This is a genomic window from Laspinema olomoucense D3b (assembly GCF_025370785.1).
GTDB lineage: Bacteria > Cyanobacteriota > Cyanobacteriia > Cyanobacteriales > Laspinemataceae > Laspinema > Laspinema olomoucense.
The window spans coordinates 1-13,472 of sequence record NZ_JAMXFA010000056.1 but is presented as its reverse complement, the minus strand read 5'-3'; the positions used below and the strand labels follow the sequence as shown (position 1 = coordinate 13,472).

10 protein-coding genes are annotated in these 13,472 nt (G+C 48.8%); 6 read left to right on the top strand and 4 right to left on the bottom strand.

Annotation, left to right across the window (positions count from 1 at the left end; translation table 11 throughout):
* Window positions 1–56 precede the first annotated feature (56 nt).
* Window positions 57–1,388 carry a lipid-A-disaccharide synthase-related protein gene (locus NG792_RS26370; RefSeq protein ID WP_261237386.1) on the top strand — a complete coding sequence of 444 codons (1,332 nt, stop codon included), beginning with the start codon at window positions 57–59 and terminating at the stop codon, window positions 1,386–1,388.
* Between the two features lie 145 nt (window positions 1,389–1,533).
* Here NG792_RS26370 and NG792_RS26365 read toward each other — a convergent pair whose 3' ends face one another.
* Window positions 1,534–3,993 (bottom strand): Calx-beta domain-containing protein, encoded by a 2,460-nt coding sequence (locus NG792_RS26365; protein ID WP_261237385.1) that lies wholly within the window; start codon window positions 3,991–3,993, stop codon window positions 1,534–1,536.
* Window positions 3,994–5,089: 1,096 nt separating this feature from the next.
* On the opposite strand from NG792_RS26365, the gene NG792_RS26360 reads away from it, so the two are divergent.
* From NG792_RS26360 to NG792_RS26345, 4 genes are all read left to right on the top strand, one after another.
* On the top strand, window positions 5,090–5,536 hold the full coding sequence (locus NG792_RS26360; RefSeq protein WP_261198672.1) for an LptA/OstA family protein: 447 nt from the start codon (window positions 5,090–5,092) through the stop codon (window positions 5,534–5,536).
* Between the two features lie 149 nt (window positions 5,537–5,685).
* A complete protein-coding gene (lptB, locus tag NG792_RS26355) occupies window positions 5,686–6,417 on the top strand; it encodes an LPS export ABC transporter ATP-binding protein (protein WP_261198671.1) in 732 nt (243 codons plus the stop codon).
* A gap of 212 nt (window positions 6,418–6,629) precedes the next feature.
* Window positions 6,630–7,805 (top strand): LptF/LptG family permease, encoded by a 1,176-nt coding sequence (locus NG792_RS26350; RefSeq protein ID WP_435387615.1) that lies wholly within the window; start codon window positions 6,630–6,632, stop codon window positions 7,803–7,805.
* A gap of 272 nt (window positions 7,806–8,077) precedes the next feature.
* Complete coding sequence (locus NG792_RS26345) at window positions 8,078–9,730, top strand: hypothetical protein (RefSeq protein WP_261237384.1); 1,653 nt, start codon at window positions 8,078–8,080, stop codon at window positions 9,728–9,730.
* Window positions 9,731–9,825: 95 nt separating this feature from the next.
* On the opposite strand, the gene asnS is transcribed toward NG792_RS26345, so the two are convergent.
* Together asnS and NG792_RS26335 are read right to left on the bottom strand one after the other, a co-directional pair.
* Window positions 9,826–11,217, bottom strand: a complete 1,392-nt coding sequence (gene asnS, locus NG792_RS26340) for an asparagine--tRNA ligase (protein ID WP_261198669.1) — start codon at window positions 11,215–11,217, stop codon at window positions 9,826–9,828.
* 77 nt (window positions 11,218–11,294) lie between these two features.
* On the bottom strand, window positions 11,295–11,750 hold the full coding sequence (locus tag NG792_RS26335; protein WP_261198668.1) for a sll0565 family protein: 456 nt from the start codon (window positions 11,748–11,750) through the stop codon (window positions 11,295–11,297).
* A gap of 227 nt (window positions 11,751–11,977) precedes the next feature.
* Here NG792_RS26335 and NG792_RS26330 point away from each other — a divergent pair, with 227 nt between their 5' ends.
* Window positions 11,978–12,271 carry a DUF6439 family protein gene (locus NG792_RS26330; RefSeq protein ID WP_261237401.1) on the top strand — a complete coding sequence of 98 codons (294 nt, stop codon included), beginning with the start codon at window positions 11,978–11,980 and terminating at the stop codon, window positions 12,269–12,271.
* Between the two features lie 101 nt (window positions 12,272–12,372).
* On the opposite strand, the gene NG792_RS26325 is transcribed toward NG792_RS26330, so the two are convergent.
* Window positions 12,373–12,822 (bottom strand): ATP-binding protein, encoded by a 450-nt coding sequence (locus tag NG792_RS26325; RefSeq protein ID WP_261198667.1) that lies wholly within the window; start codon window positions 12,820–12,822, stop codon window positions 12,373–12,375.
* Window positions 12,823–13,472 lie beyond the last annotated feature (650 nt).

The window sequence follows — 13,472 nt, the reverse complement described above, 5'->3', positions numbered from 1 at the left end:
TTTGTGATTTTGACCCAAGGGCTGGCTGGGAGAGCAATCAACGGAGGAAGTGAGATTTGAAAATACTCTGTCTGAGTAATGGTCATGGGGAAGACGCGATCGCCCGGAGGGTATTGCGCCAACTCCAGCAGCATCCGCATTCTCCAGACTTAGCGGCACTCCCCCTGGTGGGGGATGGACGTGCCTACCTGCAACTGCCAGAGGTGGAAATTGTCGGTCCGGTCAAACCGATGCCATCCGGGGGATTCGTCTATATGGATGGACGGCAGTTATTAGGCGATATCTCCCACGGATTACTGGGTCTAACCTGGAAACAATATCAAGCGATTCGACAGTGGGCGAAACAAGGGGATGCGGTTTTAGCTGTTGGGGATATTGTCCCCTTGCTGTTTGCGCGCTTGAGCGGTCTTCCCTATGCTTTTATCGGTACTGCGAAGTCTGAATATTATCTCCGGGATGAGGCGGGAGTGTTACCTCGTCGCACCTGGTTTGAACGGTTCGAGAGTTGGTCTGGGTCAGTGTATGTACCCTGGGAACGCGCTTTGATGCGAAACAAGCTCTGTCGGGCCGTTTTCCCCCGGGATTCTCTAACTACAGCCACCTTACAGCAATTTTCGATTCCCGCTTATGACTTGGGCAATCCAATGATGGATGATTTGGAGGTGGATGCTACAGCGCCGATTTTTTATGACCCGGATGCGGAACTGAAGGAAACCCAGCGATCGCTCGTGGTTACCCTATTACCTGGATCCAGAGCACCAGAAGCCTATGGGAATTGGCAACAAATCCTCTGGGGACTAGCATCGGTGGTGGAAATGTTCACGAATCGCCATCCCGTGATCCTAGCGGCGATCGCCCCTGGATTAAAAATTGAGCATTTCTCCCATGAGTTGGAAAATTACGGATGGCATCGCCAATCCTCTCTCCCGGATCCGGTGGAGAATAACCCTAGAAAAACAGAAATTGATGAGGCGATCGCCTCCTTACAAGCATCCGGTGCCCTCACTTTTACCCAGAAAACCGCCCGATTATTGCTGACTCAGACAGGATTTGTAGAATGCTTGCGTTATGGAGATGTGGCGATCGCAATGGCAGGAACGGCAACCGAGCAATTTGTCGGATTAGGCAAACCGGCGATCGCCCTCCCCGGAAAAGGTCCCCAGTTCACCCCCGCCTTTGCCGAAGCTCAAAGTCGCCTCCTGGGACCCTCCGTCACCCTCGTCAAGCGCCCGGATCAAGTCGCCGAAGTCATCCAGCAACTCTTACGGGACCCGGATCTACTGCAACTCATTGGTGAAAATGGTCAGCGTCGCATGGGAGAACCGGGTGCTTCCCGACGGATTTCCACTCATTTAATGGAGGTATTTGCTGCCTCTACCCCAAGGTAAAACCTCGGGGACCTCTAGGAAGAATCAAGGGGTGTCTGGGTGGGCTAATTTAAACCGGCTTGGGTCTTTGCTCCCTGGATGGATAACAATTGAGCCAGGGATAAACAATCTTATGATGTTAACCCACAGGGAGCAGATCTATTAATTAAACTACCCAAGTTGCTAAATAGGCATCCGTTCCCCCTAATGGAGTGGGATTGATGGCATTGGATGTGGTGGCAACTCTTGGATTATTAACCGTTCCGAAAATCACCGCGCGATCGCCTGCCACTGCAAAAGAACTGACCGTTCCCGATGACCCATCCAGATCACCCGATGCAGTTAACGGAGTCCAGAATTTGCGCGTGGTAAAATCGGCGGAGACTCCCAACACTGCCATTTCACCGAGGGTATAATTCCCCACGGGTTCCCCATTAATGGTTTTTAAATTCCGGTTTTGGATAGAGGCAGCAGCACCCCCCCCTATGTAAACATTCCCGGATTCATCTACGGCAATGGAATTGGGATTGAAACTATTAGCATTGCCATTACTTAGGCGAGTGGCGATATATTGACCTCGGTCGATGATGCCGGTGTTGCTATCGATTTTAGCAAAAAATGTAAATGCCCCACTCCCAGCGCCGGATAAATTATTATACTCATCCTGCTGAATTAACGGACTGCCAAGGTTCGTGGTAATCGTATCTCCATCCCGAGTAAAAACGTTATTTCCGCCATCAGTTTTGCCGAGGAAATAGAGAGTACCATCATTGCCAACGGTCAGGCGTTCTCCCCGGGTATCTGCTCCTAAATTTTGGGAAGTGACTTCAGTGGCGCTGTAATCCCAGGTATTCCAAAGCAAATTTAAGGCAGTATCAAATCCTCGGATAAAGGGAGTTTGCAAGTTGGTGGAAACTTGATTAAATCCGGTAACATAAACCTGATTATTCAGGGGATTGATGGCAAGATCGGCAGGACGAATATCGGTGCCTGTTAAGGTGGTGGAGGCGAGGGAAGTGCCAGTGCTACTCCAGAGGGTGAGGGTATCTGTGGCGATGTTTAAGGTGGCGATCGCACCATTATTGGCGACTGCGACCCGATCCACCGTTCCCGCTTGGGACCATAGAATATTAGTGCCGGTACTGTCAAATACTTTAATCCCAAAATCCCCGACGGTGACGATTTCTCCACTGTCGCGATCGATATCTAAATCCTCGACGGTCCCGCCTAAATCGATTTGCGACAAGAGGGTATCACCGCGCTCAGAAAATCGCAGGAGTTGCGCCGTCCCGCTTAAATTACCCGCAACGGTAATGGCGCGATCAATCGGAGAAATCTGCACCGCATTCGCTTCGTCATTTCCGGCACCTCCTAGATAGGTTGCCTGGGTGAGTTCTAAATTATTGAGATTATCATTGTCAAGAATTTCCCTAATTGCAGTATTTTGAGTTCCCAATACTGCACCACCGGAGAGATTTCCCAGGGATAAATTGACGGTTTCTGTGGGTTCGACTACGCTATCATTAATGATGGGAATCGCTACGGTTTTAGGGGTAGTATCTCCCGCGCCAAAGGTGATGGTGATGGGTTCATTGATGTAATCGGCGGGTGCAGTTGCTGTTCCATCGCTGAGGAGTACATCGGCACTGATTGCGCCATCGCTGCCACCCGTCCGAACAACGGTAACAGAGGCGATCGCCGTTCCATCTTCTCTTACTGTAAAGATCGGTGCAGTAAATCCCACTGCGCCTGGTGTGAGTTCCGGGGTGGGTTGTGGAGTGGGTGTGGGTTCCGGTGTGGGAGTAGGTTGCGGATTAGAGATTCCCACAGATGGCGTGGGTGCAAACACAATTTCTGGAGGAGAAAAAGAAGGGGGAGAAAGGGAGATAAAATCATCCCGATCTAGGGTGGTGAAATCGACCCCTTTTAAAATTGCTAAATAGTCAGCGGTGATTTTATCTTGAATGATGGTATGACTAGAATAAGCACCTGTTCCTTGAAAAATATGCAGGTCTTCAAATGCCAGTCCACCGTCTAAATAAATGCGATCGAGATTGTTTTTAAAATCTATAATCCAGTCCGCTTCTGGCAAGTTGGCGCTGCCTGTGGACCGAAAACCGGGGACATCATCTCTCCTGGCGATCGCAAATACATTATTGCCACTTCCACCCGTTAACGTATCCGCACCCAAATCCCCATGAAGGGTATCATCTCCTAAGTCTCCAAACAAGAGGTCATTTCCCAGACCCCCTCGCAAAACATCATTCTCTTGTCCCCCATGAAGAGTATCATTTCCCGGGTTGCCATTGATGAAGTCATCTCCCTGACTGCCATTAATAAAGTCATTTCCCTCTAATCCGAAAATGCGATCTTCTCCATTCAGTGCCAGAATAAAATCCCCCTGATGAGTGGCTACAACCGCATCGGCATTTTCTGTTAAAAAGTAAGCGGTATTGTACCCGGCGATCGGTTGACGCCCCTCCTGTTTTCCGTACCCTTGAAAATGTTCTAATCCCGACGTAAACATCCCCGTCTCTACCGCAACTTTAACGTCGGGATTAGCCGTTAAATAGTCCATCTCATTTACCAGGACCGTAAAGGCATTTAAGTCTAAAAATCCTTCCAAGGGACTCCCTCCAGTTCAACTTTAATTAGTGTTATTCCAGCTTCTGCAACTCCCTTATTTCCCAGGCAAATCCTAGGCAATAGCTGGATAGATTCGGGATTTTTGGAACCCTACCCTGTGTAGCTGTTGCATTTTTTTATACTTACCTTTTCAAGAGTTGTAATAATTTTCCGGGAAGCTCCCTGGGAGAATTCAATTTAATCTTAACCAGGAAGTCTTCATATTGTTTTTATAGTGTTGGTTAATAAGCAACAATAAATATTAACTTAGCTCCGTAGAACTCACTTGTTATTACAAGTAAGTTCTACGGAGCTAAGGGTTTATTTCGGCTTAATTTGTTTTTTTAGGTTTAACGGGAACGGGACAAATTTCCCTTTTTCGGGATGGGGTCACCATTGCTCCGCCAGGGGGGAAATTTGATTCAAAATTTATAAAAATTAGCCCCCGCTTCCTGGGTTAGAAAATAGTCATTAAAAAATTTGGGATGTCCCCGTTTTTAATATAATCAAATTGTTGAAAATATTTATCAGGGATAATACTTAATTTTAGAAGTATTTAGAGAGAGTGAATTAAAATTATTCCTCTAAAAATCAAGGGGGGTATATATTTTTCAAATCCAGAATTTAAAATCCGGAAAGATAAGCCCCATGCCATTCCGGGGAAGGGAACAAGGCTGCCCTAGGAGGAATGAACGAGGAAAATTCAAGGCTGATTTGCTCTTTCATTCTTAGGGGAAAAGCAGGTTATTCCTAAGAGACAATCCCCCTTTAGATAGATGTTTTAGGCCATTGCCCGGAATAATGGACCCCGGTAGGGTGAAAAGGGGTAACAACAGCTCAGGAGACGAAAAGCCTCTGGCCCTTAAACCACAGGGAGATAAAGTTTGGTAAAATCTTGTCCTAGTCAAGGCTTCCGAAACTTCGGAGGACTGGAAACCGTCAAAAAGCAAGCAGAACGGAGGCTACAGAAGTTGCCCTCGAACGCGATCCCGATTACGGATTGGTAGGATTGGCTAAACTACCAATAGAAGATGGCAGAACTCCGTCTGCATCTTCTTGCGAATGCGCTTATCGTGCCTATACCAGTGAACCCAGCTATGATGCCCTCTGCCCGCTTAAGTTCCTCACATTTATTGCTTCGCCTCGGGTTGGCATTGATGATGCCAGTCGCGTTGTCGAGCGTTGTTGCCATGCCGAGTTATCCGCAAACTCCGGATGCCCCCCAGGACAACCGTGCCCTGCGAGTGCGATCGGATATGCAAGAATCTGACTCCAGAACCGGGATTATCACGGCACGCGGCAATGTCCGCATCAACTATCCGGCCCGAAATATGCAAGGGACCGCAGCCCAAGCCCAGTTTTTTAGCCGAGAGCAACGCATTGTGCTTAGTGGTAATGCGTATGTGATCCAAGATAACAACAGCATTCGGGGGGAAACGATTACCTATCTTTTGGATGAGGGCCGATTTATTGCCCTTCCGGAAGACAACAAACAAGTGGAGTCGATTTATTTCCTACCGGATGGGACCGCCCCTGGACTTTAAGGGAGACGATGGACTCCTGAATGGTTAAAAATGGTTAAGAAGGAGTGGTTCACAGGCGATCGCCTGTTCAGTAACTCCTTCTCTCCAATCGGGGATAACACGGTGCCGGTTGTAGAGATTAACCCTTAGTCCCAAGAGGATGGTCCCCAGTGAAAATATGGTTGGAGAATGTTCACAAATCCTACGGCAAGCGTGCCGTCGTCAATCGGGTGAGCCTTTCGGTTTCCCAAGGGGAAATTGTCGGTTTGCTTGGTCCCAATGGTGCCGGAAAAACCACCACCTTTTATATGGTGACGGGACTAGAAAAACCCAGCGAGGGGAAAATTTGGCTCGATAACGTAGATATTACCCCGTTATCCATCCAAGACCGTGCTCGCTTGGGAATTGGATATCTGGCTCAAGAACCGAGCATTTTTCGGAATCTGACGGTCCAAGATAACATTTTGCTGGTTTTGGAACAAACGAAAGTTCCGCCTTGGCAGTGGCAACAGCGTCTTAATACCCTACTGCGAGAGTTTCGTCTACAAGTTGTCGCCCATACGAAGGGCAAAAATGTCTCCGGGGGAGAACGCCGCAGGACTGAAATGGCAAGGGCCTTAGCCGTGCAAGGAGAGGGTCCTACCTTTTTGCTGTTAGATGAACCCTTTGCTGGGGTTGACCCGATCGCCGTGGCGGAAATGCAGCAAATCGTCGCCCAACTCCGCGATCGCCAGATGGGGATTCTGATTACGGATCATAATGTCCGCGAAACCCTCGCCATCACCGATCGCGCTTACATCATGCGGGATGGACAAATTCTGGCTTTTGGCACCCCCGAGGAACTCTCGACGAATCCCCTGGTCCGACAATATTATCTCGGGGAGAATTTTACGCTATCTTAAAATTATCTCAATCGGGGTTAAATCTCCCTCTTTTCTTTAAAAATTGCTGTTGTAAATTCCCTTTTATCCCCAAAATAGCATGATATCACTCTCATCAACTGAGAAGAATGGAGGGATTTTCCCTCATTTTAATAACCACATTTAGGGTTGAGGTAGTTCCTCCTCGGGACTGCTAAAAACTGCCATCGCATCAACTCCTCCTCACACTTCTCATGATATCGAATTCATTAAAATCTTTTCAATCCTTCAGTTGGTGGCTGTTGCGAGGCTCGGTCATGGATCGCTATATCGCCCTTGAGTTAATTGGGCCGTTTCTATTTGGAGTCGGCTCATTTTCTTCCGTGGGGGTGGCGATCGGGACCTTATTTGACCTCGTGCGCCGCGTCACGGAAAAAGGGTTACCGATAGAAATTGCCGTCCAAGTTTTCCTGTTAAAACTCCCCGATTTTATCGTTCTAGCCTTTCCGATGTCCGTGTTACTCGCCACCTTGATGGGGTATTCTCGGATGTCTGCCGATAGCGAAATCGTGGCCTTACGCAGTTGTGGCGTGAGCGTCTATCGATTAGTCGTCCCGGCGATCGCCCTGAGCTTTTGCGTCACCGGATTAACTTTTGCCTTTAATGAACTGATCGTTCCGGCAGCTAACTATGAGGCGACCATTACCTTACAGCAAGCGATGAATCAAGAGAGACCCTCTTTTCAGGACCGGAATATTATTTATACGGAATTTGACCGGGTAACCCAAGAGGATGGGGACCGAGTTACGGTGATGAAACGCCTGTTTTATGCGGAAGAGTTCGATGGGGAGCGGATGAAAACTTTAACCATTCTGGACCGTTCCCAGATGGGGTTAAATCAAATTGTTTCGGCAGAATCAGCGATTTGGAATCCCAAAGAAAATACCTGGGATTTTTTTAATGGAACTGTTTATTTAATCGCCTCCGATGGCTCTTATCGCAATATTGTTCGGTTTGAACATCAACAACTCCAACTCCCTCGCACTCCTTTAGATTTAGCCTCCCGAGGGCGAGATTATGGGGAAATGAGCATCAAGCAATCCAAGGAACGACTGGAAATTATTCGCTTCGGAGGGAGTGAAAAAGATATTCGGGAGTTAGAGGTTCGCATTCAACAAAAATATGCCTTGCCCTTTGTCTGTGTTCTGTTTGGGTTAGTCGGGTCTACCTTGGGACTCGGCCCCCGTCGTGCCAGTAAAGCGACCAGTTTTGGGATTAGTATTATTATCATTTTTGGCTATTATTTAACGGCCTTTCTCGCCAATGCTTTGGGCCAACTGGCGATTCTCTCTCCCTTTATGGCCGCTTGGTTGCCGATCGCCCTGGGGATAGTGATAGCCGGATTTTTATTAGTGCGGGCTTCACGATGAACTGGGGTTGATGGTAGAGGGACCCTAGAGAGCCAGGGCGATCGCCCTGGCTTTCATGCTAGAATGCTGAAACTAAAGATTACTAATCCTGATGAGCCTTATAAATAAGGCTTAATCAATCGATTTAAGCACTATAATAAAAAGTAGACAATCTTTATAAAAAATTTACGCGGAACGGATTACCTGACCTGGAAAGTGCGATTATTCTATAATAAGCAACGTTGGCTCAGTTCATCCCTCTACCTAGGTCAATTAGCTCGGCATTAAAAGTTATGTCAAACCCTAACTCCACCTCTCCTGCCATTCGCAAAATCCGAGCGCAGTTAAGAAATTACACGCGACCCTTCGTGTGGGGTTCCGTGCTGATTCTTGGACTGTTAACCCTGTTAATCTGGCAGTTTTCCAACAATCCCGAAGAGTTCTATCTATTCAGCCTAGAGGATGAGGAGGAGATGGAACTCGGCAATGAGCCCGAGGAGGGGATGGGGATTTCCGCAGAAGACAGTGCGATCGCCGCCGATATTGATAGTTCCTCGGTGTTGATCAATGATTTAAACCAGATCCAGCCGCCTCCGTCAGTTTCACTGCCCACTCCCAGCGATTCTGACCGCAGGTCTCCCTCAACGAGACGATCGCAACCAAACCGCACTCAATCCTCCACTAACACCCGTTTACAGGGCGGGGAGGACCCCAATCAAAATGGGGAAAATCTATACAAACTGCCCGGACTTTCTATTTTATCCTCATCCGATAATGCGGCTTCGGGATCTGAAGCGTTACCCGAGGTGAGCATTTTGGGAGTGCCTACACCTCCAGAAAACAGCACTGCAACCCCCCCACCCCCCGGGAATCCCTTGGGAATTGCTTCCGGTAGCGTTAATAATTTTGAGACCCCAGACTTGACCCGATTGCCCGTGAGTCCCTTGCAATCGGCAATGGAGCGATTGTATTCTCCAAATAACTCCACCCGTGGCGATCGCAACCCTGACAATCCCCAAACCAGTCCCGGGGGAGAGTCTACCCCCCAAGAACAATCCAATCGAGGGAATTCGGGGGAAAATCGCCCCAACGCCGCACAAAATCCCCGGAACTCCGGATCCCAAACTGCACCGAATTCCTTTGGAAACACCCCTCAACCGGCGCAACCGCCTAACGGCACTCCCCAAAATGGCACTAATCCCTCTGGCAACCCCATTCCACCGGGGCCCAACAACCCTTACGGCACACCCTTAACCTCTCCGAGTCCCTACGGAAACCAGCCTCAACTGACGCCAACCCCTAACAGCACCCCGGGGAATCTCCCCAATTCCTCCGGACTCCCCGGGTCCGGTTCAAATCAGCCTGCGGTGAACCCCAGCCTGCAACTAACCCCAAGATTGCCCGGAGAAGTGAGTCCTAACTATACCTTGGATTACTCTGAGGATTACAACAATCCAAACAACTATCAACCCCTTCCCGCTACCCCGGCGATTCCTAATTCCAGCCCCATGAATGCTTATGATTATTTATTGAGATTGCGAGGGGAACAAGTTCCCTTGGCTCCAACGGCACCCACTGCTGCTCCCCTAGCACCCAACAACCTGGGAACTGCCCGGGATCTAACCCCCAACTCTTCCGTCTATCAGCCTCCGCGTAACCAACCTGTGGGCAACTCTCCTGCTGTTTCTCCAGGAATCCAACCTCTGAATCAACCGAATAATCTCCCCAGTCCCTCCCCCCTCAATCCCGCCAGGAATGTACCCCTCTATCAACCCTTAAATCCCTCCTCCCTGCCGTCTCCTCAAATGGACAATTCTGGACTTAATCTCAACCGAGACACCCCCGGAGTGCAACCCATTCAACCGATTGAGCCGTTTTCAGTCCCCAATTCAATTCCCGGTCGCCCGATTGGAGGGGGTAAGATTAATACCTTTTCCAATCCCTAGTCTGGGGTTAAACTAAGGGTTAGAAACCGGGTTTCTGCTCAGAATTTATGCTAAAAAGCAACCCATTAAGGCTAGAAACCCGGTTTCTTGTCGGATTAAAAATCGATGCTTAGGGGGGCACGGGGGAAGGGAATTACATCCCGGATGTTGCTCATCCCGGTCATAAATTGGACTAAGCGCTCGAATCCTAATCCGAAACCAGCATGAGGAACGCTCCCGTAGCGGCGTAAATCTAAATACCACCAATAATCCTCAATACTAAGTCCTTGCTGTTCTAACCTGCGTTGGAGAATATCCAGACGTTCTTCCCGTTGGGAACCGCCGATGATTTCACCAATTTTGGGGGCGAGGATGTCCATCGCGGCTACTGTCTTGTTGTCATCATTCAGCCGCATATAGAAGGCTTTGATTTCTACGGGATAATCGGTGACGATGGCCGGTTTTTTAAATAACTCTTCGGCGAGATAGCGTTCATGTTCCGATTGTAAATCTAGTCCCCACTCTACCGGAAACTCGAATTTCTTATCCGCTTTTTTCAACAGGGCAACGGCTTCGGTATAGGTCACCCGCTCAAATTGATTGTTAATGATATTATTGGCGGTTTCCAGCACCGTTTTATCGATGCGATCGTTGAAAAATTCCATATCTTCCGGGCATTTTTCCAAGACAAACTTAAAGATATATTTTAAGAAGGCCTCGGCTAAATCCATATCTCCGGTCAGGTCACAAAAGGCCATTTCCGGTTCTACCATCCAAAACTCAGCGAGATGTCGGGAAGTGTTGGAATTTTCCGCTCGAAAGGTTGGACCAAAGGTATAAACATCACTCAAGGCCATTGCCATGACTTCGGCTTCTAATTGACCACTGACCGTTAGATAAGCCGGTTTGCCAAAAAAGTCTTTTCCATAGTCCACTTGATTGCTATTTTCTAACCGGGGAATGTCCTGGAGATTTAAACTGGTGACGGCTAACATTTCCCCTGCACCTTCACAGTCACTGGCGGTCATAATGGGGGTGTGAACCCAGAGAAATCCGCGTTCTTGGAAGAATTGGTGAATGGCAGTAGCGGCAGCGTTGCGGACCCGAAAGACCGCCCCAAAAGTATTGGTGCGTCCGCGTAAATGTCCGATGGTCCGCAAAAACTCAAAAGAGTGACGCTTTTTCTGGAGGGGGTAGGTTTCCGGGTCGGATTCGCCATAGAGTTTGACCTCGGAAGCGTTGAGTTCGATGCGTTGTCCTTTGGCGGGAGACTCGACGAGAGTGCCGGAGACTTCTAGGGATGCGCCGGTGTTGAGTTGTTTGAGAATCTCGGCATACTCGGGTAAGTCGGGGTTGAGAACGATTTGAAGGTTCGCCAGGGAGGAACCATCATTGACTTCAACAAAGGTAAATTCTTTTAATTCTCGTTTGGTGCGGACCCACCCCTGAATTGTTACGGATGTTTGGGGTTCGCCGGTTCGTAAAATTTCAACTATCCTTTGTTTCATTTTAGAGTTTTGCGTTTAGGTTGAGATTGTAATGATTTTAACGGAGGGATGGGGGGTGAGGGTTGCGAAGAATGAGTTTAGCTGGCCCAAGCTCTTAATAACCAGCCGATGATGATGCCAATTCCCCCAAAGCGAAGGGCTTGCCAAAAGGGTTCTTTAAGGGCGCTAAAACTGAAGAGTTCGCTTTCTAAGCTGAGTTCGATCGCCTCTAGGGTAGCCTGGATTTGTTTTAGCTCTTGTTTGAGTTCAGGGATGAGGGACGGGTTAACGGTTTTGGCTTGACGAACCTCGCGACGGATGTCATCTCGGCGGTTTTGGAGGTCTCGTTGGCGCTGGCGATCGCGCAGGACTTGGGCGATTCGCTCTTTGAGGTGGTTGAGCGATCGCTCGGTGTCTTGGATCTGGCGCTCAATTTCTCCCAAGGGGTTGTTGTCTGGTGCGGGGGGACCCTCCCGATTCGCTTGGCGATCGCTTCGTAATTCGCCCGATCGCTGAGAGTTGGAGGGGTCGGAGGGGTCGGAGGGTAATGTCATTCGGGACTGTTAGAAATAAAAATAGATAATTTTACAAGCTCACCATGCAGGATGCCATAGATATGGTATGCTACTTCTACTCTTTTTTCATTCAAGACATCCTGCCGCTAAAATAGGGTGGATTGAGGCACTCGTCCATTCCTGACTGCGCACCAGAAATTCGCCCCCATTGAATTCATGGGATTTGTACAATGGCTAACCCCACTCCAACCCACGGCAACCGGACGATGGGTTTGCACAGTCCGCTTTCGGACAAGTTACAAGAGTTTAGTACCCTAGAACTCGCTCAGGCCCTCGCCGAACGCCTGACTTTAACGGAAACGGATTGGCATCGCCTGAAGTCTAATCGCTCAGTTCGTGCTAAAGAACAGGCTGCTGCTGCTTTAGTGTTTTTGCTCAAGGATAACCCCGAGGAAGCCCTCTTACGACTACACCAGGCTGTGGGGTGGATTGACCGCTCAATTAGCGCTCCCCCCTGTCCAACTCATGGCGAGCGCCCGTCTAAATCTTCTAGTCAATAGCCCATCCCGAAGCACCTCACGGGAGCATTTTTCCCCAGTTTGGGTCCAGTTTCAAGAATCATCCCCCGGGGACCCCGGAAGTCGGTGATCTGGGCGATCGCTTATCGAAGTCTCGGTAATCGCGAGGACTGATTAAATTGTTTACATAATTTTAGTTCTCGGTTGTTATCGTCCCAATTGACTTGATCAAAAATTTGGTGTAAAATAAAGAGCCCTCTGCCGCATTCTCCTTCATCATGAGGCAAATGTTCATCCGGCTCGATGTGACAAGGACAAGCACAGGCAAAGCCTTTTCCTTGATCTGCGATCGCCCACCAGTATTCATCTGCCATCCCACTAAATCGAACCACCACAGTTTTTCGTGGGTCTAAATTGTTTCCATGCTTGGCGGCATTGACTAAGGCTTCCTGAAGTCCAAGACGGATTTCTGCTTGCCATTGGCGCGGAATATCAGCCAACAGCAAATCTAGGATTGGGCACAAATAGAGCGTGGAAGCAAAGCTAATTGTGTTCCAGCTACGCTCTATTGGACGAGGTGAAATAGCAATCACAGAAAAAACCCCGCAGCTTTAGAAAAAATACATCAGTTGGTTAAGCAAGACCCTGTAGAATCCCTGAACGGTCAGGTTGCACCCTTTACCTGGAATAGGTTGGAATCTTCTTGGGCTCGCTTAAAGCGGCCCTATGGATTATTTAATGGGCGATTCCCAGACGGATTGCGCCGGTCAGGGGACTGTGAATCTCCATATTGCTAAAACCATCTTTGTGACCTGAATCACGAACTGCTTTTCACTTTTATTGTACCGAATTGCATTGAAAAAGCTACTATTCCACCGATAGAAACTCTCCAAATCGTTAGCCTTATGCGGTTAAAGGGGAGAGCGATCGCACCCCATCGTCCCTACGAATCCCGGTAAATCGGGAAGGACCGAATGGGTGAAAACCCAGTCACTCTAGGCGATCCCCTTGTGGAGACGATCCGGCGAGCCGGAGTCCAGTCTCGGGTAAGGGGGAAGCTCTAATAAAATAATAATATTTTTACATTTCTAAGCAAGCATCGGGGCGATCGGCCTAAAATTCTGAGCTTTCCCCTCACATTTGATTGGTTGTGCTTATGTTGGGAGGATGGGGGAGATAGGGGAGATGGGGGAGATGGGGGAGATGGGGGAGATGGGGGAGATGGGGGAGATGGGGGAGATGG

Bases quoted from the DNA above. Each gene is read 5' to 3' on its own strand.
- NG792_RS26360 (WP_261198672.1), top strand. From the start codon at position 5,090: ATGATGCCCTCTGCCCGCTTAAGTTCCTCACATTTATTGCTTCGCCTC.
- NG792_RS26350 (WP_435387615.1), top strand. From the start codon at position 6,630: ATGATATCGAATTCATTAAAATCTTTTCAATCCTTCAGTTGGTGGCTG.
- NG792_RS26345 (WP_261237384.1), top strand. From the start codon at position 8,078: ATGTCAAACCCTAACTCCACCTCTCCTGCCATTCGCAAAATCCGAGCG.
- asnS (WP_261198669.1), bottom strand. From the start codon at position 11,217: ATGAAACAAAGGATAGTTGAAATTTTACGAACCGGCGAACCCCAAACA.
- NG792_RS26335 (WP_261198668.1), bottom strand. From the start codon at position 11,750: ATGACATTACCCTCCGACCCCTCCGACCCCTCCAACTCTCAGCGATCG.
- NG792_RS26330 (WP_261237401.1), top strand. From the start codon at position 11,978: ATGGGTTTGCACAGTCCGCTTTCGGACAAGTTACAAGAGTTTAGTACC.